The sequence below is a fragment of the Streptomyces sp. SudanB52_2052 genome (assembly GCF_964272415.1).
Classification (GTDB): Bacteria; Actinomycetota; Actinomycetes; order Streptomycetales; family Streptomycetaceae; genus Streptomyces; species Streptomyces olindensis.
This window is the reverse complement of record NZ_OZ186796.1, coordinates 1,892,048-1,911,453: the sequence shown is the minus strand read 5'-3', so window position 1 is coordinate 1,911,453 and position 19,406 is coordinate 1,892,048. Positions and strand designations below refer to the sequence as shown.

Below are 19,406 nucleotides of genomic sequence, written 5' to 3'. Positions count from 1 at the left end.
ATCGCCGGCGGCTCACCGCCGGGCCCGGACCGCGTGGCGCCCGCCCCGTCGCCCGCCCCGGCTCCGCCGCGTCGCCATCGGTACGGCGAGGCTGACGGCGAGGGCCAGTCCGAGGGCGTACGGCCACCAGCCGAAGCCGACGCCCTCCGACGCGCCGGCGGTGCGGGGCGTCGAGCCACCGGCCCCGGACGCCGCGGGTGCGGTGGGAGAGGGGGCCGGGGCGGTGACCGCCGTCAGGGCGACGTCGTCGCCGTCGCCGGCGCGGTAGCTGATGCGGTAGGTGGTGTCGGCCAGTTTCAGGCGGGCGCCCTCCCGCAGACCGGTGAAGGTGCCCGCCGGTGCGCCGCGGCCCGTGTGGTCGATCACGGTGATCTCACGGGCGGGACGCTTCCGCCCGGAGTCCCCGGCGGCGGACAGGTCGAGGTCTCCGGCCAGCCGTACCGCCCCCGTCACCTTCAACGGCCCGTCCCGCAGCACCAGCGAGCCCCGCGCGCTCTGCGTGTAGGCGCCGTCCACCGTGAGGCCGGTCGTGACCGTGCCGTCGCTGGTGACCGGGCCGCGCACCGTGCCCTTGCCGGTGAGGGACGTCGCCACGTGCAGGCCCGCCCGGCCCGTGTCCAGCCGGGCCGCGGCCGAGGTGAGCCGGATCGCCCGGCTGCGGTCGAGCGTGGCGCCCCGGCGCAGGGCCAACGTGCCCCGGGTGACGGTGGTCGTCCCGGTGTAGGTCACCGCGCGGCCCGTCAGTGTCGTCGTGGCGGCTCCCGCCTGGGTGAGCGAGCCGCTGCCGCCGACGCGGGACAGGGTGAGGGGCCGGCTGGTGTTGCGCAGCACGAGGGAGCCGTGGTTGACGACCTCGGAGTGGGCACCTGCGGCGTACAGCCCGCCGTCGCCGCCCCGCTTCCCGCTGCCGAGTCGCAGCACCGCGCCCTTCTCGACCGTCGTCGAGCCGTCGTAGTGCTGGACGGCCGCGAAGGTCACGTCGTTCCCGGGGGTGCCGGCGATGACGACGTCGCCGGCGCCGGGGGCCGACAGGGTGTCGTGGAACCTGCCGCCGCCGATGGGGGCGCCGAGGGTCACCGGGCCGTTGTAGTCGAAGGTGAGGCGGGAACGGGAGCGGGCCGCCAGCAGGTTGATGTAGACGGTCTCGGCGGTGCCCGGCATGAAGATCCGGTCGGTGGTGCCGTCGCCCCACCGGACGTTCGCGCCCTTGATGTTGGTGCCGCGCTTGTTGACGTTCTTCCGGGCGGGCGTCCAGTTGAGGGCGGGGTCGCTGAGCGACGGGTCGGTGTCGCCGCCCCGGTCCGACCAGCTGTACTGCCCGGTGAGGACCACCTTCCCGCCCGGCCGGGACTGGACGTTGATGTCGCTGCCGTACTCGCGCTGGTAGAAGTCCATGCCCAGGGTGACGGTCTGCCCCAGCGGGGTGTCGACGGTCCAGGTCCCCTGGTTGAGGACCTTGCGGACGCGGGGCAGGGAGGTGGCGTACTCCGGGCGGCCGGCGTTCAGCTGGGTGCCGTTGTCGATGACGCCGGAGAAGGGGTGGGTGCCCGACAGGTCCCAGGTGCCCCACAGGAACCTCGGCTGCGTGATCAGCCCCGAGCCGCTGATGGTGCCGAGGTTGTAGGCGCTCCTGAGGGACAGCCGGAGGGTGCCGTCGACCCGGATGTTGTCCTGGTTGAGGCGGAACGCCGGGGTGTCGTAGGGGAAGTGGCCGATCAGGCCGGTCGTGCCGCCGTCGCCGTACTGGAGCGTCGCCCCGTGCGCGACGGTGACCGCGGGCGGGTCGGGGCGGGTGACGGTGACGTACGGGTGGTTGCCGCCCCGTGTCCGCACCTGCTGCCGCTGCCGGGACCGGGGGAGCGTGAAGTCGCTGTCCCTGGTGAGGACCAGGGTCCCGGTGCCGCGCACGGTGAGCGTGCCCTCGCCCCGGAACACGCCGTCGTACGTCGTCGTCCCGGGCGGCACGGTGACGACCGTGTCCCCGGCGAGGGTCACGTCCCGGTCGGCGAGCACGTCGGCCGTGACGTCCCGGGGCCCGGCGGCCAGCGCCGGGGGAGCGGTGAGCAGGGACGCGACCGCCGCGAGGACGCCCGCGGCCGCTGCTGTGGTGTGGGTGAGGCTGCGCACGTGACCGGAGACGGATCACGACGTCCGCCGATAACAGAAAACCGCCTACGGCCGCCCCGGCCGCAGCAGCGCCTGCGCGACGATGACCCGCTCACCGTCGAAGGTGACGGCGGGGCCGCCGTGCAGCTCGTAGCCGAGGTCGAGCGCCTCGCTCACCCTGCGGCAGAACGCGGCGTCGTCCGGTCCGGTCAGAACCCGGTAGCGGGGCAGGTCGTCGGGTGGTGTGCTCATAAGAAGCAGGATCGCAGAGTCCGTTGGTCCCGTCAGACCCGTTGACCTCCTCGTGTCACCCCCTTACCTTTTCGGCGTTCGTAATGACAGATGGTGTTCGAAATGTCAGACAACGCATCAGACAACGCCGTGTGTCCCCCAGTGAGAGGCAGGCCCCTCCGCATGAGCCGCGACCGCGACCACGCTCTGCCCGAACCCCCCAGCCGCAGACTGCTGCTGAAGGGCGCCGCAGCCGCCGGTGCCCTCGCCGCCGTCCCCGTCGCCCCGGGCGTGGCCCAGGCGGCCACCCCGGCCGGACCCCCGAAGCCGGCCCCCTTCGTGAACCCGCTCGTCCGCAACCGCGCCGACCCGCACATCCACCGGCACAAGGACGGCTTCTACTACTTCACCGCGACCGCCCCCGAGTACGACCGCATCATCCTGCGCCGCTCCCGCACCCTGAACGGCCTGGGCACGGCGGCCGAGTCGGTCATCTGGCGCGCCCACCCCACGGGCCCGATGGGCGCCCACATCTGGGCGCCCGAACTGCACCGCATCGGCGGCAAGTGGTACATCTACTTCGCCTCCGCGCCCGCCGAGGACGTCTGGGCCATCCGCATCTGGGTGCTGGAGAACGCCCACCCCAACCCCTTCAAGGGCACCTGGGTGGAGCGGGGCCAGGTGAAGACGGCCTGGGAGACGTTCTCCCTGGACGCCACCACCTTCACCCACCGCGGCACCCGTTACCTCGCCTGGGCGCAGCACGAGCCCGGCATGGACAACAACACCGGCATCTTCCTGTCGGAGATGGCGAACCCGTGGACCCTGAAGGGCCCGCAGGTGCGGCTCTCCACCCCGGAGTACGACTGGGAGTGCATCGGCTTCAAGGTCAACGAGGGCCCGTACGTCCTCAAGCGCAACGGCCGCCTGTTCATGACCTACTCGGCCAGCGCCACCGACTCCAACTACTGCATGGGCCTGCTGACCGCCGACGCCGACAGCCACCTGCTGGACCCCATGAGCTGGACCAAGTCGCCGGTCCCGGTCTTCACCAGCAACGACACCACCAAGCAGTACGGCCCCGGCCACAACTGCTTCACGGTCGCGGAGGACGGCCGCACCGACGTCCTCGTCTACCACGCCCGCCAGTACAAGGAGATCAACGGCGACCCGCTGAACGACCCCAACCGCCACACCCGCGTCCAGAAGCTCGGCTGGAAGCCGGACGGCACCCCCGACTTCGGCATACCGGTCGCCGACACGGCCACGGCAGGTGACTGACATGAGACGCGCGTACGCCACCCTCCTCGCCCTGTGCCTCGGGCTGTTCGGCGCCCTCGCCACCGCCGGCCCCGCCCAGGCCGCGCCCCAGACCATCACCAACGGCACCCAGTTCACGGACACCTCGGGCAACCCCGTCCACGCGCACGGCGGCGGGGTCATCAAGGTGGGCTCCTACTACTACTGGTTCGGCGAGCACCGCAACGCCGACAACACCTTCCGGTACGTCGACGCCTACCGCTCGACCGACCTGAAGAACTGGGAGTTCCGCAACCACGTCCTGACCGAGGCCAGCGACCCGGAACTGGCGACCGCCAACATCGAGCGGCCGAAGGTCATGTACAACGCGTCCACCGGCAAGTTCGTGATGTGGATGCACAAGGAGAACGGCACCGACTACAGCGAGGCCCGCGCCGCCGTCGCCGTCTCCGACACCGTCGACGGGAACTACACCTGGAAGGGCAGCTTCCGTCCGCTCGGCCAGCACATGTCCCGTGACATCACGGTCTTCACCGACACCGACGGCGCCGGCTACATGATCTCCGCCGCCCGCGAGAACTACGACCTGCAGATCTACCGCCTCACCGCCGACTACACCGGCATCGCGAGCCTGGTCGCCAACCCCTGGCCCGGCGGCCATCGCGAGGCCCCCGCGCTGTTCAAGCGGAACGGCGTGTACTTCATGCTGACCTCGGGCGCCACGGGCTGGAACCCCAACCAGCAGCAGTACGCCACCGCTACCAACATCGCCGGGCCCTGGTCGGCCATGAAGAACATCGGCGACGCGACGACGTACGGCTCGCAGACCGCCTACGTGCTTCCCGTGCAGGGCAGTTCGGGCACCTCGTACCTGTACATGGGCGACCGCTGGGGCAACTCCTTCGGCGGCACCGTCAACGACTCCCGGTACGTGTGGCTGCCGCTGACCTTCTCCAACGCGACCACGATGTCCATGTCCTGGTCGCCCGAGGTCACCGTCGACACGGCCACCGGGACCGTCTCCGGCACCAGCGCCACCTACAACACCCTGATCGCCCGCCACTCCGCCCGGTGCGCGGACGTGACCAGCCAGTCGCTCTGGCAGGGCGCCCAGATCAAGCAGTACGACTGCAACGGCGGCAACAACCAGAAGTACTGGTTCAAGTCCGTCGGAAGCGGTTACTACCAGCTGATGGTCAGGAACAGCTCGCTGTGCGTGCAGGAGAACGCGAGCACGGTCACGCAGGAGAACTGCAACGCCTCCGCCACGAGCCAGCAGTGGTCGCTGACCACCACCGGCTCGTACGTGAACGTCAAGTCGCGCGCGAGCGGCGAGTGCCTGGACGTGAACGGCGCGTCCACCGCCAACGGCGCCGCGATCATCACGTACACGTGCAACGGCGGAACCAACCAGCAGTGGACCCGCGGGACCTGACCGGCCTACACCAGCAGGTCGATCGCGTCGACCGCGGTTCCCGCACTGAGGAACCCGGTCGTCCCCGACCCGCTCACCACGTCGATCCTGAGCACGTTGTACTGCCCCGTGTCCGTCCTCCAGGCGGACGCGGGGACGCTGTACGTGAACGTGTGGTTGTTGCCGCGGTAGGAACCGTTGGTCAGCGACCGGGTGTTCGGCTGGGTCGGCGGGGAGGGGACGGCCGAGGTCCAGGTGTCGTTGACGGTCACCTGCGGCCGGCCGTTCGCGTACGCCGTGGTCACGCCGATGCGCAGGGTGTGCGCGGCGGCGGCCTGCGCGGCGGTCAGCCTGAAGTACACGAGGATGCCGCTGTTGACGTCCTTCCACAGGTAGCAGGGGAAGGCCGCCGTCTCGCCGTCGCCGATGACGACGTTCCCCGTCCAGGACGCGGCCCGCACGTCGGACGGATGCGCGTACGTCATCAGGTCCGCGTTCTTGAACCCGGCCGGTGTGCCGTTCCAGTCGCCGATCCGCCAGATCGCGCTCGCGTTCGACGGGTCGTTGGAGGTCGGGATCGCGATCGTGTTCAGGGTGGTGGTCGCACCCGCCGACACGCTCACCGAGGTGGTGTACACGGCCAGTTCGCCCTTGTAGACGGTCAGCGCGTACGTCCCCGGCAGCACGCCGGCGAGGGAGAACCAGCCGTCCGAGGCACGCGCCGCACCCCAGTACTGGGCGGCCGTGTTGGCGAGCCCGACCGTGTAGGGATACGCCGTGTTCCGCCCGGAGATCCCGACGCCCGCCACCTTGCCCCGGCCGCTCGCCGGCACGTACCCGGCGATGCCGAGCGAGTCGGCCCACGGCGTGGTCAGCGTGCCCGGGAACAGTGCCGAGGAGGGCGCCCCGCCGTCCGTGAAGGCGATGACGTACGGGCCCTGGAGGCCGAAGCGCTGGGCCTCGGTCTGGTTCTGGCCGTAGTAGAGGATCTCGTACAGGCCGCCGCCGTCCGCGCTCTGGTGGCGCAGCAGGGAGCGGTAGAAGGGACCGCCGGAGGCCTTCTCGTGGTTGCTGCGCACCATCCACAGGCCGACGCCGCCCGCGGACCAGCCGACGTAGTCGTAGTCCATGACGCGCCGCTTGGAGAAGTGCTTCGAGCGGGTCTGGCCGTCGGACTTCCGGAACACGTCCGAGGCCTCGATGGCGGTGGGCGCGTACGTGTAGGAGTCCGGCTCGTCGTTGAGGAAGGCGCCCTTCCTCACGCGCACGATGTACCGGGTCGCGGAGACGGACGTGTCGGCCTTGTTCGTCCACATGTAGACGTTGTTCTCGCCGCTGCGGGCCGCGTAGTAGTGCTGCAGCGTGCCGTGCGTGACCGAGACGAGGATCGTCGAGCCGGACTGCCTGATGGTCACCGTGGAGGCGCCGAGGCCGGACTCGATGTGCGAGTTCATGCCGCCGTAGCCCTGGTACTCCGTGCCCCGGTGGACCAGGGACGTCAGGTCGCCGGTGGACTTGCTCACCTTGAACACCAGTTGGGCGCCGGTGTCGATGACGTAGTTCGACCCGTCGTCGGTCCAGCCGAAGCCGGCGGCGCGCGCCGTGCCGGTGAGGGCCGTGCCGACGGCGGCGGTGGCGCCGAGGACGACCGCGCGGCGGCCGACGGGTCTGGTGGTGGGTCCGGGCATGGGGGTGGCCTCCTGCCGAGGGTGGGGGGAACGGGGTGGGAGCGAGAGTGACAGTTGAATCGATTTCGCGAAAGGGCTTTCACCGATGTGCGGTGGGAGATCTGGTGAATGCTGCTGGAGGACTAGAAAGCGCTTGTCCGGAGCGGTACGGTCCCCGTCCAGGTCTTGTCGTCCGCTGGGAGGAGCCCGGAGTGAGACGTTTCAGCATCGCCGTCGTGACGGCGGTGGCCCTGGGTACCGCGTTGTCGTCCGTACCGGCCCAGGCACAGCAGGGCCGCCCGGCCCTCGGCCTCGCCAACTGCACCGCCGGCACCTGCCACTTCGACGTGCCGCCCGGCACCTACGACGTCCGCGTCACACTCGGCGGACCGGCCGCGTCCAGCACAAGCGTCAGCGGCGAGAGCCGCCGGTCCCTTCTCCCCGAGACGGCCGCACCGGCGGGCGAGCGCGTCACGCGCAGCTTCACGGTGAGTGTGCGCACCCCTGAGGGCGAGCCCACCGGACCCGACGGAAGCCCCGGCCTCGACCTGCGCATCGGCGGCTCCGCTCCCGCCCTCGCCGACATCAGGGTCACCCCGGCGCGGCACGCCCGCCAGATCTTCCTGGTCGGCGACTCCACCGTCTGCGACCAGCCCGGCGACCCCTACTCCGGCTGGGGCCAGCAGCTGCCCCAGTACCTCGGCAAGGGCCTGTCCGTCGCCAACTACGCCGACTCCGGCGAGAGTACGGTCTCGTATCTGGGGAACCCGCGGCTGTGGGCCACCGTACGGCCCCTGATCCGCCCCGGCGACCTGGTCCTCGTCCAGCTCGCCCACAACGACAAGACCACGGACGAGGCCACCTACCGGGCCAACCTGGAGACCCTCGTCGCGGGCGTCCGGGAACGGGGCGGACAGCCGGTCCTTGTCACTCCGATCGTGCGGCGCTGGTTCAGCCCCGACGGCACGCTGAACAACGGAACCGCGCTCCTGGTCAACGGCCTGGGCGTCGACCACCCGGCGGTCGTCCGCTCCGTCGCCGCCGCGCGGGACGTCCCGCTGATCGACCTCACGGCGAAGACCAAGGCGCTCGTGGAGTCCCTCGGCGTGGAAGGCTCCAAGGCGCTGTACCTCACCAACGAGGCGCGCGACAACACGCACACGTCCGTGCGCGGTGCGACGCTCTACGCGGGCCTGGTCCGCGACGAACTCGTCACCCGGCATCTGGTGCCGAAGGGCAAGGTGCGGGTGGGATGAGCCCCTGGGGCGCCCCGACCGGAACCGGGGCGCCTCAGGTCCGAACCGTCCGAGCACGAAAGAGACCCGATGCAGCTGCCGCCCGCCGACCGCACGACCAGCCCCTTCACCGGCTACACCCGCGCCCACTGGGAGGCGGCGGCCGACGCCCTGCTCGGCGCGGTCGAGCCGTACGCGACCGAGGACCGCGCGCTCTACCACCTGCCCGGCGACCGGACCAGCTGGTCGGGCCGCCTCTCCGACGGCCTGGAGGGGTACGCCCGCACCCTGCTGCTGGCCGCCTTCCGCCGTGACGAGAAGGCCCTGGACCGGTACGCGGCCGGCCTCGCCGCCGGTGTCTCGGGCGTCTGGCCCCGCATCGAGGACCGCGGCCAGCCCCTGGTGGAGGCGGCGTCCATCGCCCTGGCCCTGCGGCTGACACGGGACCTGCTGTGGGACCGCCTGGACGACGCCGTACGGCAGCGCGCGGCGGCCTGGCTGGCCGACGCGCTCACGGCCGAACCCTGGCCCTGCAACTGGGAGCTGTTCCCGGTCACCGTGGGCGGCTTCCTCGCCGAGATCGGCCACGAGCCGGACGCCTCCCGCGCGGCGATCGACCGCGGCCTGCAACGCATCGAGCAGTGGTACGTCGGCGACGGCTGGTACACCGACGGCGACGGCCGAAAGTACGACTACTACAACGGCTGGGCGATGCACCTCTACCCGGTGCTGCACGCCTGGCTGGAGCGGGACGAACGGCTGCTGGAGCTGTACGGGGGCCGCCTCGACCGGCATCTCGCCGACTACGCCCGCCTCTTCGGCGGCGACGGGGCACCGATGCACCAGGGCCGTTCCCTGACGTACCGCTTCGCGACGACGGCCCCCCTGTGGCTCGGCGCGCTGACCGGCCGTACGCCGCTGTCGCCCGGGGAGACGCGGCGCCTGGCCTCCGGGGCCCTGCGGTACTTCCTCGACCGGGGCGCGGTCGACGAGCGGGACCTGCTGTCCCTGGGCTGGCACGGCCCCGACGAGTCCGTCCTCCAGGGCTACTCGGGCCCCGCCTCCCCGTATTGGGCGAGCAAGGGCTTCCTCGGCCTGCTCCTGCCGCCGGACCACGAGGTGTGGACGGCGCCGGAGGAACCCGGGCCGGCCGAGCGCGCCGACGCTGTCACGCCCCTCGGCCCGCCCAACTGGCTGCTGCAGTCCACCCGTTCCGACGGCGTGGTCCGCCTCCACAACCACGGCAGCGAGGACGTCCGCTACGACCCGTACTACACGCGCCTCGCCTACTCCACGGTCACGGCGCCCGCCCCGTCCCACGACAACAGCGTGATCGTGGACGGCGATCCGAGCCGCACCGGCATCGAACCGCTGGGCGCGGGGGAGGGCTGGGTGGCCTCCCGGCACGCGGCGGGCGGGGGAGCGCGGGTGACGAGTGTCGTGCTGGCGCGCGGCGCGGTGGAGGTGCGCGCGCACCTGGTGTCCGGGGCACAGCCCGGGACGCCGGTGCGGGTGACCGGGTGGAGCGAGGCGGACGGGGTCCGCGCGGAACTGCTGCCCGCCGTCGGTCTCGTGGACGACCTCACCGGCGTCACCACCACGGGCCCGACCCTGTTCGCCGCCCTGGCCCGCCTGACGGCGGAACCGAACCCCGCCCCGCTCGGGGACCTGGTGTCCGTCCGGGTGGAGGAGACCGGAGAGCTGGTGGTCCGCTGGAGCGACGGGGGTGGAGCGCGGGTCCGGGTGGACGGTCCGGGGGTGGAGGTCACGGTGGTTCCCGGCACAGGCTGACCACGCGGCTCACGTCGTCGGCGCTCCCCGTCCGCTCACGGGGGTGGCCTGGGCGGGGATGCGGGGGACCGAGCCGTAGCGGCGGGTGCGGCGGGCGTACTGCTCGATCGCGTCCCACAGGGTGCGGCGGTCCACGGCGGGCCAGGGGGTCTCGAGGAACAGCAGCTCGGCGTAGGTGGCCTGCCAGGGCAGGAAGTTGGACGTACGCAGGTCGCCACCGGTGCGCACCAGCAGGTCGACGTCGGGCAGTTCCGGGACGTGCAGGTAGCGGGCGAAGGCGTGCTCGGAGAGGGAGCCGGGGGAGACCTTCCCGGCGACCGCTTCCTCGGCGAGTTTCGCCGCGGCTGCCGTGATCTCGGCACGTCCGCCGTCGAACCGCGACTCATGTGGCGAGACGTGAACTCAAGACCAGATCACTAGGTGTCGAGCGCCGCCACCAGCAGGGCGACGGCGGTCAGGTCCGGCGCGGTGCGCAGGAACCTGACGGTCTCGTCGCCCGCGAACGCGCGTTGCGCGGCGGTCACGGTGGGATCGACCGCCGTCTTGGCCTGCACGTGGATGTAGTTGAGGGCCGTGGCGAAGAGCATCGAGAACGACTCGGGGCCCGTGACGACGGCCGGGCCTCCCGCGTCGCGGTAGGCCCGTGCCAGGTGCCGGGCCGCATCGACGTTCACCTCGTTGCCGCCGGACCACACGTACACGGCACGCGCGAACTCCCGGTCCGCCGCGACCGGCCCGGCGTTGTCCCAGTCGAGCAGGACCGGGCCGTCCGGGCCGACCAGGACGTTCTGGGGCTGGAGGTCGAGGTGCGAGGTCACCAGGTCGCCCGGCGGGGACGGGGACACCCAGTGCGCGAGCCGCGGCGCGGCCGTGGCGACGAACCGGCCCAGTTCGCCGGCCCACGGCAGGCCGGCGTCCCGCACCTGCTTGAGCACGTCCTCCCAGTCGGCCTCGTCGGGGCACCGCTCGTACCAGTCGCCCGGCGTCCCGGCCGCCCCCTCGCCGGCCCGGTGCAGCAGCGCCATGGTCCGGCCGAACCAGTCCAGGATCTTCGGATCGGAGGCGTCCGCACGGGTGCCGTCGACCCAGTCGTACAGCTTCACCCAGGTGCCGCCGGGGAGGGGACGGCACACGGGTGCGCCGTGCCGGTCGCGGAAGAGGCGGGGGGAGGCGATGCCCAGGGCGGCCGCGGAGTCCCGTAACACGGCCTCACGGCCGACCTGGGCCTCGTCGCAGCCGAAGAGGAGTTCCTTCACGGCCCAGGAGGAGCCGTTCCCGGAGAGCTTCCAGATCTGGCCCAGTGCGCCCCGGGTGACGGGCGCCATGGTCCAGGGGCCGGCACCGAGCGCGTAGGCCTCCGCTATGGCGCGGGCCGTGTCGTCGGGACGTGCGGGTTCAGGCATCGGAGGTCCTCGTTTCGCGGGGCCAGTTCTGCAGCAGGACGTGCAGGGCGTCGATCGCCCGGTCCCAGGACGCCTGCACGTCACGGGGCGCACCGAAGGCGCCGGTGGACTCCAGGGCGCAGTAGCCGTGGAAGCTGCTGCGCAGCAGGCGGACGGCGTCGGTCAGGTCCGGTTCCTCCAGGCCGTAGGCGCGGAGCATGCCGTAGGTGATCTCGGCGGTGCGGCGCAGGACGGGGGAGTCGGCCACGAGGGCCTGGTCGACCTGGATCTGGGTCGCCGCGTACCGGCCCGGGTGCTCAAGGGCGTATCCACGGTAGGCGGCGGCGAAGGCGGCCAGCGAGTCCTTGCCGGACCGGCCGGCGACGGCCGCCGCGATGCGGTCGATCATCTCGCCCCCGGCCAGCAGGGCGACGCGGGTGCGCAGGTCCTGGAGGCTGCGGACGTGCGAGTACAGGCTCGCGTCCTTGACCCCGAAGTGCCGTGCCAGCGCGGAGACGGTGACCTTCTCGAAACCGATCTCGTCGGCGAGGTCCGCGGCGGCCGCGACGACCCGCTCGGCCGTGAGACCGGCTCTCGGCATGGCAACCGCCTCCGTCACGGCCGGACCTAGGACTTCTAGGCGGAATCCTAGTACGTGTCCCGTGCATCCCCGGCTGCCGCGAGAGGGATCCTGGAACGACCATGCCCATCGTCTGCGTCATCGCCGTCCTGGCCGCCGTGAACCTGCTCAACAACTGGCTGCTTCGCGGGCCCGTCGCGTACGTCGTCGTCTGTGTGACCGCCACGGGCGTCCTGCTGCTGCTCGCCCGCTGGGACGGTCTCGCCCTGTCCGATCTGGGCCTGGACAGGGCGGGGGCACGCCGGGGACTGCGGTGGGTGCCCCTCCTGACCGGTGCCGTCCTGCTCGTCCTCGTGCTGCTCCTCGTCGTCCCGGCCGGCCAGGACGTGTTCCGGGACGCCAGAGCGGTCGACCTGTCCCTGGGGCAGGTGCTGTGGCGGGCGTTGGTACGGGTGCCCTTCGGCACCGTGCTGCTGGAGGAGACCGCCTTCCGCGGTGTGCTCTGGGCGATGATCCGGCGGCGGCGCGGAACGGCCTGGGCCACCGCCGTGTCGTCGCTGCTGTTCGGCCTGTGGCACATCATGCCCTCGCGTGGTCTCAACCGCTCCAACACCGCTGTGGGCGAGATCTTCGGCGGCGGCTCGGCGGGTGTCGTACCGGCCGTCACGGCGGCGATCGTGGCGATGATCGCCGCCGGGGCGGTCCTGTGCGAGCTGCGACGCCGTTCCGGCGGCCTGCTGGCGCCCGCGGCGCTGCACTGGGCGGTCAACGGCTTCAGCTACGCCTTCACCTGGGCGGCGGCCCGATGGTGGCTCCATGGCTGAACGGACGCGGGATCGCCACGTCGGCTCCGCCTGAAAGTCCTTCTGGAGGCCCTTGCTGGAAGCCCTTTCAGCGGATCGGCGCGTACACCACCCCCAGCTTGTCGATCTCGTCGCCCGCGCGGCCCGTGAAGCCCACGATGTGGCGGCCGGCGGGGGCCGTGAAGGTCTTCGTGTCGGACGTGGCCGTGCCGGCGGACAGGGTGCGGCCCTTGTCCGTGGTGAAGGACGCCGAGAAGATCCGGGTCCGGCCGTCCTTCTGGCCCTGCGTCAGCTTCACCGAGGTCAGGTGCTCGCCGGGGGCCAGCGTGAGGGACGTCGCCGTGCCGCCCGTGCCGCCGTGGGTCAGGGTCGGGCCACCGTCGTGGGTGAGGGACACCCCGTCCAGGCGGGCGCTGCCGCGCAGCGTGAGCGTGCGGGGCGAGGGCGTCGCCGGCAGGTCGTCCGCGTCGTTGAACGCCGTGCCGTGCGGGCCGCCGAAGAAGTCGCTGGCGCGCAGGGCGGGGTCGAGCCTGTAGGAGAAGTCGACCCGGTGCGGGAAGTGGTCGGAGAGGTGCTTCCCGTCGGAGCGGAGGAAGGACGCCCAGTCGTTGTTGTAGCGGGTGGCGGTGAGGTTCACCAGCCTGCTGCCCCGGTAGAGGACCTTGTCCACCACCTCGCAGTCGTTCGTCGGCGCGGCCGCGTCGCAGACCAGCGCGTCACCGCCCTGGGCCGGGGGTGTGCCGCCCTTGACCAGGTCCACCCACGGGTCCTTCAGGCCGTTCTCCGACAGCAGGGTGCGGATGTTGTCGCCGGCGCGCGTGTACCGGGTGTTGGTGTCGCCCATGACGATCACCGCGTTGCCCGCGGAGTTGGCCTGGATGAAGTCGGACAGCTGCTCGATGTTGGCGCGGCGTGCGGCGAGGGCCGCGTCGTCCGAGTCGGCGTTGGTGTGGACGTTGTAGAGGTCGACGAAGACCCCCTCGGCCAGCCGCACACGGGCCAGCGAGAAGCCCTTCGGCGTCAGGCAGTTGGTGCCGGTGCACTGGTTCCACCTGACGCGCTGGAAGTCCTCGAAGGAGTGGTTCGAGAGGGTGTTGAGGCCGTCGCCGAAGGCCGCGCCGCCGCTGGTCGCCGTGCGGTACGGGTGCTTGTCGTTGGCGTACAGCGAGGCGTGGTAGTTGAAGTCCTCCTGCACGTTGACGATGTCGTAGGGACCGAGCCGCTGCCCGATCAGCGGGGTGTTGGTCTCGGGGTCGCTGTCGCCGAGGCCGAGGGGCAGGCCCGCGATGTTGTAGGTGAGGACGTCGAAGGAGCCGGAGTCCGTGGCCGCCGCGGGCGCCGAGGAGGCGGCGGTCAGTCCGGTGAGGGTCAGGGCGGCGGCGGTGAGGGTGCCGAGGAGTCGTCTCATGGGGGGTGTCTCCGGTCGGAGGAGGCAGAGAGGAACGTGAACGGTGCTCAGATTCGTTGTCAACGAGTGTGACGGACAAGGCCAGTTGAGGAAACAGTGAGAGATGAGGCGAGCCGCCGCGCCCGGGTCGTCCGCCGATCACCCCCTGGTCGTTCAACGTTCATGTTTCGCCCCGATCCTCCACACGCGGCGCGGTCACGCGCCGCGGAAGGCAGCCGCGGACGGCAGCGGCACACAGGAGGCGCTTCATGGGACACGGGCACGCACACGGGCATCACCACCACGGGCACGACCACGACCACGCGCACGAGGCCGCGCCGGCCCTGCCCGCCGCCTTCGACCCCGCCGTCCCGGACGAGGCCCTCAGCCCCGAACAGCGCTCGCGCCGCTCGCTGCTGCGCCGCGCCGGACTGCTCGGCGCGGGCCTGGCGGCCGGCAGCGTCCTCGGTGGGGCGACGCCCGCCGCCGCCTCCGCCGGCCGCCGTCGCAGCGGCTTCCTCTGGCTGGCCGGCGACCACCACATCCATACCCAGTACAGCAACGACGGCAAGTACCGCGTCGTCGACCAGGTCCGCCAGGGCGCCCGGCACGGCATGGACTGGCTGGTCATCACCGACCACGGCAACGCCACCCACGCGAGGATCGGCGTCGAGAAGGTCAACCCGGACATCAAGGAGGCCCGGGCCGCCCACGAGGACACCCTCGTCTTCCAGGGCCTGGAGTGGAACATCCCGGCCGCCGAGCACGGCACGGTCTTCGTGCACCCCGGCAGGAACGAGGTCGCCGTCCTCAAGCAGTTCGAGACCGACTACGACGGCAGCGTGAAAGGCGCCTCCGACTCCACGCCCGCCAACGAGGCGCTGGCCGTCGCGGGCCTGAACTTCCTCGCCGACCAGGTCCGGCGGCGCAAGGTCAAGGACGCCCTGATGCTCGCCAACCACCCGGCACGGCGCGGCGTCGACTCCCCGCACGAGATCCGCGCCTGGCGCGACGCCACCGGCACCCGGCACCGGATCGCCGTCGGCTTCGAGGGCGCCCCCGGCCACCAGGCCGCCGGCCTCCCCGCCCCGCTCGGCATGGCCCGCTCCCGCGGCCTCTACGACAACAACCCCGGCCCCAACTCCTTCCCCGGCTACCCGCCGGAGAGCTACCGCACCTGGGGCGGATTCGACTGGATGACCGCCACCGTCGGCGGCCTGTGGGACAGCCTCCTCGCCGAGGGCAAGCCCTGGTGGATCACCGCCAACTCCGACTCCCACCAGGTCTACGCCGACACCGCCGTGCGCGGCGGCCCCGACAGCGACTACGCGGCCAACGGCAGGCACACCGACCCGGTCTACGGCGGGAAGATCGACCTCACCCAGGGCGACTACTGGCCCGGCCAGTACAGCCGCACCCACGTGGGCGCGGACGGCTTCTCGTACGCCGCCGTCATGGACGGCATCCGCGCCGGTCGCCTCTGGGTCGACCACGGGCAGCTCGTCAGCGCCCTGGACATCCGCGTCACCGGCGGCGGACGCTGGGCCACGCTCGGCGGCGCCCTGCACGTGAAGAAGGGCACCAAGGTCACCCTGACCGTGGACGTGGTTCCGGCCGGCGGCCCCAACTGGGCCGGGTTCGTACCCGAACTGGCCCGCGTCGACGTCATCCAGGGCGATGTGACGGGCCCGGTCGCGGACCGGGACACGTTCACGGCGCCGACCGCCAAGGTCGTCAAGGCCTACGACGTCAGCGGGGCCACGGACGTCACCCGCCTCACCTTCGACCTCGGTAGGGTGGAGAAGCCCGTGTACGTCCGGCTGCGCGGCACCGACGGCAACCGCTCCGCCGTCGGCGCGCTGGGCGCGTCCGTCGACCCGGCGGGCCCCGCCCTCGACCGAGCCGGCGACGCCGACCCGTGGCGTGACCTGTGGTTCTACACCAACCCCGTGTGGGTCCTGCCCTCGTGACGCCGTACGCCCTCACCGTGGACGCGGGGACCAGGGAGCTGCGCGCGGCGGACCACCTGCTGCGCTCCCTGGCCGCCGAACTCGCCCTGCCCGAGGACGCTTTCGCCTGCACGCACCTGGTGCGCGGCGCCCGCCCCCGGGTCGTGCTGTCCCTCACCCTGCCGTCGGAGCCGCTCCTGAGCACCGCCCTGGAGCGGCTCACGGCCGGGGGACACGCGGTGACGCGCGGCGTGCCCGACCCGGTGGGGCGCGCCGTGCTCTACCCGGGCGTCGCGTCCCTCACCGGCACGCTGACGGTCGGGGACGTGCTGTCCCGGTCCGCGATCGACCGCGTGACCGTCCTCGGCGCGCCGGAGCCACCCGCCCCGGACACGCCGCTGACGACACGCGACCACGTACGCCCGCAGTGGCAGGACGGCGCGCTCGTCCTGACGGCGATGCCGGCCGCGGGCGGCACCCTCGTCCCCTTCGAGGTCCCGGACCCGACACCGTGCTGCGCGGACCACTGACACCATCCGGCGGACCGCCCGGTGCCGTTCAGGGCCGGCGCAGCAACTCCAGGTCGGTGCCCCAGGAGTCGAGGACCCGGTCGTGGCCGGCCCGGCGTGCCGCCTCCTCGACGTCGGTGAACAGGGCGCGCTGGGTCGCCGGGTCGCCGTCGGCCAGAACGCGGCGCAGGACCGGCAGGAGCCGGTCCGCGTCCCACCGGGCGGCACCGAGCGGCTGCCGTTCCAGCTCCCACCGGAGGTACTTGTTGTAGGGCCGCACCCGGCGGTGCAGGGCGAAGAGCACCTCCAGGGCGTACGGGACGGACTCGGCGGCGTCCAGGTGGCCCATGCCGGGGCGGCCGTCGCGGTAGCTCTTCAACGAGCGGTATGTCTGGTTCACGTAGGCGTCGAGCCAGCCGTCGACGGCGGCCCGGGCCTCCTCGGCGCCCAGCGTCCGCTTCTCGTCGAGGATCCGGGCGATCGTCCCGTCCAGCCGGTCGAGCAGCACCTCGGCGTGGACGTACGCGTACCGCGCGAAGCTGTCCGGGCGGCCCGGCATGCCGCGCGTGCGGAACTCCGCCAGCGGGATGACCACGAGGTCCAGGTGGGCGGAACGGAACCAGTCCAACTCGGCGATCGGCGAGGCGTGCCGGTCCTCCAGGATCACGTGCAGGTCGTAGTCGGAGTGGACGGTCGGCATGCCCGCGTGGACGCGGGAGCCGCTGAGGACCAGTCCGACGACGCCGGGATCGGCGGCCGCCCGTGCGGTGAAGGCGGCGAGGGTCTCGTCAGGGGTGCTGCCCAGGGTGATGTGCATGGTGATCTCTCCGTGCGCGACGGCAGGGGTACGGGTCGGGTTCGCGTCTGCGGTGTGCGGACACCGCGGGGGGGGATCACCTCACGGCGGGGACGCTACTCCGCCAACACCGCCCACCGGTACCGGTTTTCGCCGGGAGCCATAGGGTTGCCGGGGACGCGGGACTCGGGACGCGGGGGAGGCGGCATGACCCACGAGGCGGCGCGGCGCGAGGACGAGCCGGGCGGCAGTGCCGCCGCGGCAGCCGACGGGGAGTTACCCGGTGCCCGGCCGCTGTGGCGGCAGCGCGACTTCGGCGTCTTCTGGGTCGCGCAGACCCTCTCCGTGCTCGGCGACTCCTTCGCGCTGATCGCCCTGCCCCTGCTGGTCCTCCAATCCACGGGCTCGGTCGCCCGCATGGGCCTGCTCACGGCCGTGGGCGGGGCGGCCGCGGTCGTGGCGGCCGTGTTCGCCGGGGCGGTGGTGGACCGGGTGGACCGGCGCCGGCTGCTCATCGCCTGCGACCTGGCACGCATGGTGCTCTACGGGGTGATCCCGATGGTGTGGCTGTTCGGCCCGCAGATCTGGCTGCTGTACGCGGTACTGCCGCTGTGCGAGGCCCTCGGCATGCTCTTCGCGGTCGGCTACGTCACCGTCGTACGCGGCCTGGTCGGGACCGAGCGGCTCACCGAGGCCAACGGGCGCCTCAACGCCACCGCCGCGGCGGCGGGCGTCCTCGGGCCGCTGTGCGCGGGGCTGGTCGCCGCCTGGTCCGGGCCGGCCGCCGCGGTCGGCGTGGACGCGGCCAGCTTCGGGGTGTCGGCCGCGTGCCTGTTCCTCGTCCGGTTCCGGGCAGGCCCGGGCGACGAGCGGACGGGCCGGCGCGCCGGACTGTGGCAGGACCTGCGCACCGGCGTCGCCTTCCTCCTCGGCCACCCCGTGCTGCGCTCCCTCACCGTCCTGCTGTTCGGGTTCAGCTTCCTCACCCTCGGCCTGAACGACCTGGTCATCTACCATCTCAAGCACGACCTCGGCCACGACGACGGCACGGTCGGCACCGTCATGGCGGTCGGCGCGCTCGGCACCATCACCGGCGCCCTGCTGGTGGCCCGGGTCCGCCGCCGTCTCGGCTTCGGACCGACGTGGACCGGCTCGGTCGCGGTGTGCGGCCTCGCCTTCGCCGGGCTCGGCTGGGCCCGCGACGTCCCGGTCGTCGCGGCCCTGAGCGCCGCCTTCCTCGCCTGCGCCGGCATGGCCGGCACCTGCTCGATGTCCCTGCGCCAGGAGGTCACCCCCGAACCCCTCCTCGGCCGGGTCACCTCCGCCTTCTGGACCCTTCAGTACGCGGCGGCACCGGTCGGCGCGGCCCTGCTCACCTGGGCCGCCGAGGAGCGGGGCACGGCGCCGGTCGCCCTGGCCGCCGGGGCGGCCTGCGTCCTGCTCGCCGTGGCCGCCCTGTTCACCCCGATCCGCGCCTCGGGCCGCCCGGTCAGCCGTTGATCCCGGTGTAGTGCCGCAGACTCCACCGCCACACCAGCCGCGCCCCCAGGTACGCCAGCAGCCCCAGCAGCGGCGCGGACGCCGCCAGCCAGTACGGCACGCCGGTGGTGTGGCCGTGGCCGGTCAGGACTGCCGCCGGGAAGTAGGCGACGAACGCGAGGGGGAGGCCGTACGTCAGGAAGCCGCCCACGGCCCGCGGCAGGACGTTCAGCGGGTAGCTGCCGAACGTGCCGAGGAGTTCCTCCAGCCAGCGGCCCCAGTAGTCGGCGGCGGGGAACCGCAGCCCCGCTGAGGCCACCAGCGTGAACAGGGCCGCCTCCAGCAGCATGCCGCCGACGACCGCCGCCACCAGGTACGAGATCCGGCCCGCCGTCCAGTCCAGGTCGCTGCGGGACAGCGCGCCCACCATCAGGCCGGCCGCGACCGTCAGGTCCCCGATCGCGTTGGTGGGGAAGAACGCCAGCTGGATCTGGCGATGGACCGGCATCGGACGCATCAGGTAGATGTCGACCCGGCCCTCCTGGATCTGCCGGCCGGCCCAGTGCATCCGCCCCAGGAACAGCACGAACAGCCCGTGCGCCAGCATCCGCGTCGCCGGGATCAGCAGCACGTCCGAGCTGTCCCAGCCGCCCATCCCGGCGAACCGGGACAGCAGCACCGTCGCGAACACGATCACCGACACCTGCCAGATCGCCCCGATCGCGATCATCAGCAGGAACTCGGTGCGGTACTCCATCTGCGCGCGGAAGTTGAGCGCCGTCACGCGCCACACGATCCGCAGTGCCTTCAGCGACAT

Annotated in this window: 16 protein-coding genes and 2 pseudogenes; 8 read left to right on the top strand and 10 right to left on the bottom strand. The window is 72.3% G+C overall.

The features are described 5' to 3' along the window. Positions 1-12 precede the first annotated feature (12 nt). Entirely contained in the window at positions 13-2,127 is a 2,115-nt protein-coding gene (locus ACSUPV_RS08470) for an autotransporter-associated beta strand repeat-containing protein (protein WP_436947233.1), read from the bottom strand. Positions 2,128-2,172: 45 nt separating this feature from the next. After that, a complete protein-coding gene (locus ACSUPV_RS08465; RefSeq protein WP_031119403.1) occupies positions 2,173-2,358 on the bottom strand; it encodes a DUF1737 domain-containing protein in 186 nt (61 codons plus the stop codon). Between the two features lie 162 nt (positions 2,359-2,520). Between ACSUPV_RS08465 and ACSUPV_RS08460 the strand changes: the two genes are divergently transcribed. Continuing rightward, positions 2,521-3,618 (top strand): glycoside hydrolase family 43 protein, encoded by a 1,098-nt coding sequence (locus ACSUPV_RS08460; protein ID WP_436947232.1) that lies wholly within the window; start codon positions 2,521-2,523, stop codon positions 3,616-3,618. A gap of 1 nt (position 3,619) precedes the next feature. After that, the gene (locus ACSUPV_RS08455) at positions 3,620-5,032 is read left to right on the top strand and encodes an RICIN domain-containing protein (protein ID WP_037759168.1); all 1,413 of its coding nucleotides are present in this window, start codon (positions 3,620-3,622) and stop codon (positions 5,030-5,032) included. A gap of 5 nt (positions 5,033-5,037) precedes the next feature. On the opposite strand, the gene ACSUPV_RS08450 is transcribed toward ACSUPV_RS08455, so the two are convergent. Continuing rightward, complete coding sequence (locus tag ACSUPV_RS08450; RefSeq protein WP_436947231.1) at positions 5,038-6,699, bottom strand: rhamnogalacturonan lyase B N-terminal domain-containing protein; 1,662 nt, start codon at positions 6,697-6,699, stop codon at positions 5,038-5,040. 191 nt (positions 6,700-6,890) lie between these two features. On the opposite strand from ACSUPV_RS08450, the gene ACSUPV_RS08445 reads away from it, so the two are divergent. Next, entirely contained in the window at positions 6,891-7,934 is a 1,044-nt protein-coding gene (locus ACSUPV_RS08445) for a rhamnogalacturonan acetylesterase (RefSeq protein ID WP_031119399.1), read from the top strand. A 69-nt stretch (positions 7,935-8,003) separates the two neighbouring features. Beyond that, complete coding sequence (locus tag ACSUPV_RS08440; protein WP_436947230.1) at positions 8,004-9,704, top strand: DUF2264 domain-containing protein; 1,701 nt, start codon at positions 8,004-8,006, stop codon at positions 9,702-9,704. Between the two features lie 9 nt (positions 9,705-9,713). Here ACSUPV_RS08440 and ACSUPV_RS08435 read toward each other — a convergent pair. From ACSUPV_RS08435 to ACSUPV_RS08425, 3 genes and pseudogenes are all read right to left on the bottom strand, one after another. Then, positions 9,714-10,061 (bottom strand): annotated as a pseudogene (locus ACSUPV_RS08435) (undecaprenyl diphosphate synthase family protein); the annotation flags it as partial. Positions 10,062-10,120: 59 nt separating this feature from the next. Then, positions 10,121-11,107, bottom strand: coding sequence for a phosphotransferase enzyme family protein (locus ACSUPV_RS08430; protein WP_436947229.1), 987 nt, complete (start codon positions 11,105-11,107; stop codon positions 10,121-10,123). After that, a complete protein-coding gene (locus ACSUPV_RS08425; RefSeq protein WP_031119386.1) occupies positions 11,100-11,687 on the bottom strand; it encodes a TetR-like C-terminal domain-containing protein in 588 nt (195 codons plus the stop codon). The genes ACSUPV_RS08430 and ACSUPV_RS08425 overlap by 8 nt, the downstream gene beginning before the upstream one ends. A gap of 101 nt (positions 11,688-11,788) precedes the next feature. Between ACSUPV_RS08425 and ACSUPV_RS08420 the strand changes: the two genes are divergently transcribed. Then, complete coding sequence (locus ACSUPV_RS08420) at positions 11,789-12,490, top strand: CPBP family intramembrane glutamic endopeptidase (protein ID WP_031119385.1); 702 nt, start codon at positions 11,789-11,791, stop codon at positions 12,488-12,490. Between the two features lie 67 nt (positions 12,491-12,557). On the opposite strand, the gene ACSUPV_RS08415 is transcribed toward ACSUPV_RS08420, so the two are convergent. Both ACSUPV_RS08415 and ACSUPV_RS08410 read right to left on the bottom strand, forming a co-directional pair. After that, entirely contained in the window at positions 12,558-13,106 is a 549-nt protein-coding gene (locus ACSUPV_RS08415) for a jacalin-like lectin (protein ID WP_436949886.1), read from the bottom strand. A 141-nt stretch (positions 13,107-13,247) separates the two neighbouring features. After that, positions 13,248-13,877: pseudogene (locus ACSUPV_RS08410) on the bottom strand (jacalin-like lectin); the annotation flags it as partial. A 248-nt stretch (positions 13,878-14,125) separates the two neighbouring features. On the opposite strand from ACSUPV_RS08410, the gene ACSUPV_RS08405 reads away from it, so the two are divergent. Both ACSUPV_RS08405 and ACSUPV_RS08400 read left to right on the top strand, forming a co-directional pair. After that, on the top strand, positions 14,126-15,826 hold the full coding sequence (locus ACSUPV_RS08405; protein WP_436947228.1) for a PHP domain-containing protein: 1,701 nt from the start codon (positions 14,126-14,128) through the stop codon (positions 15,824-15,826). Further along, on the top strand, positions 15,808-16,335 hold the full coding sequence (locus ACSUPV_RS08400) for a hypothetical protein (protein WP_359789128.1): 528 nt from the start codon (positions 15,808-15,810) through the stop codon (positions 16,333-16,335). Before ACSUPV_RS08405 ends, ACSUPV_RS08400 begins: the two co-directional genes overlap by 19 nt. A 28-nt stretch (positions 16,336-16,363) precedes the next feature. Here the strand turns inward: ACSUPV_RS08400 and ACSUPV_RS08395 are convergent, their stop codons facing one another. Further along, positions 16,364-17,131, bottom strand: coding sequence for a hypothetical protein (locus ACSUPV_RS08395; protein WP_436947227.1), 768 nt, complete (start codon positions 17,129-17,131; stop codon positions 16,364-16,366). 186 nt (positions 17,132-17,317) lie between these two features. On the opposite strand from ACSUPV_RS08395, the gene ACSUPV_RS08390 reads away from it, so the two are divergent. Further along, positions 17,318-18,610, top strand: a complete 1,293-nt coding sequence (locus ACSUPV_RS08390) for an MFS transporter (protein WP_436947226.1) — start codon at positions 17,318-17,320, stop codon at positions 18,608-18,610. On the opposite strand, the gene ACSUPV_RS08385 is transcribed toward ACSUPV_RS08390, so the two are convergent. After that, positions 18,600-19,406: an ABC transporter permease gene (locus ACSUPV_RS08385; protein WP_031119378.1), complete on the bottom strand. Its 807-nt coding sequence runs from the start codon at positions 19,404-19,406 to the stop codon at positions 18,600-18,602. The two genes, ACSUPV_RS08390 and ACSUPV_RS08385, sit on opposite strands and share 11 nt — an antisense overlap.

What these genes read in the sequence shown, in the direction of transcription:
- ACSUPV_RS08465 (WP_031119403.1), bottom strand. Translation starts at nt 2,358, where the DNA reads ATGAGCACACCACCCGACGACCTGCCCCGCTACCGGGTTCTGACCGGA.
- ACSUPV_RS08385 (WP_031119378.1), bottom strand. Translation starts at nt 19,406, where the DNA reads ATGTCGCTGAAGGCACTGCGGATCGTGTGGCGCGTGACGGCGCTCAAC.
- ACSUPV_RS08455 (WP_037759168.1), top strand. Translation starts at nt 3,620, where the DNA reads ATGAGACGCGCGTACGCCACCCTCCTCGCCCTGTGCCTCGGGCTGTTC.
- ACSUPV_RS08430 (WP_436947229.1), bottom strand. Translation starts at nt 11,107, where the DNA reads ATGCCTGAACCCGCACGTCCCGACGACACGGCCCGCGCCATAGCGGAG.
- ACSUPV_RS08440 (WP_436947230.1), top strand. Translation starts at nt 8,004, where the DNA reads ATGCAGCTGCCGCCCGCCGACCGCACGACCAGCCCCTTCACCGGCTAC.
- ACSUPV_RS08420 (WP_031119385.1), top strand. Translation starts at nt 11,789, where the DNA reads ATGCCCATCGTCTGCGTCATCGCCGTCCTGGCCGCCGTGAACCTGCTC.
- ACSUPV_RS08450 (WP_436947231.1), bottom strand. Translation starts at nt 6,699, where the DNA reads ATGCCCGGACCCACCACCAGACCCGTCGGCCGCCGCGCGGTCGTCCTC.
- ACSUPV_RS08395 (WP_436947227.1), bottom strand. Translation starts at nt 17,131, where the DNA reads ATGCACATCACCCTGGGCAGCACCCCTGACGAGACCCTCGCCGCCTTC.
- ACSUPV_RS08405 (WP_436947228.1), top strand. Translation starts at nt 14,126, where the DNA reads ATGGGACACGGGCACGCACACGGGCATCACCACCACGGGCACGACCAC.
- ACSUPV_RS08390 (WP_436947226.1), top strand. Translation starts at nt 17,318, where the DNA reads ATGACCCACGAGGCGGCGCGGCGCGAGGACGAGCCGGGCGGCAGTGCC.
- ACSUPV_RS08460 (WP_436947232.1), top strand. Translation starts at nt 2,521, where the DNA reads ATGAGCCGCGACCGCGACCACGCTCTGCCCGAACCCCCCAGCCGCAGA.
- ACSUPV_RS08425 (WP_031119386.1), bottom strand. Translation starts at nt 11,687, where the DNA reads ATGCCGAGAGCCGGTCTCACGGCCGAGCGGGTCGTCGCGGCCGCCGCG.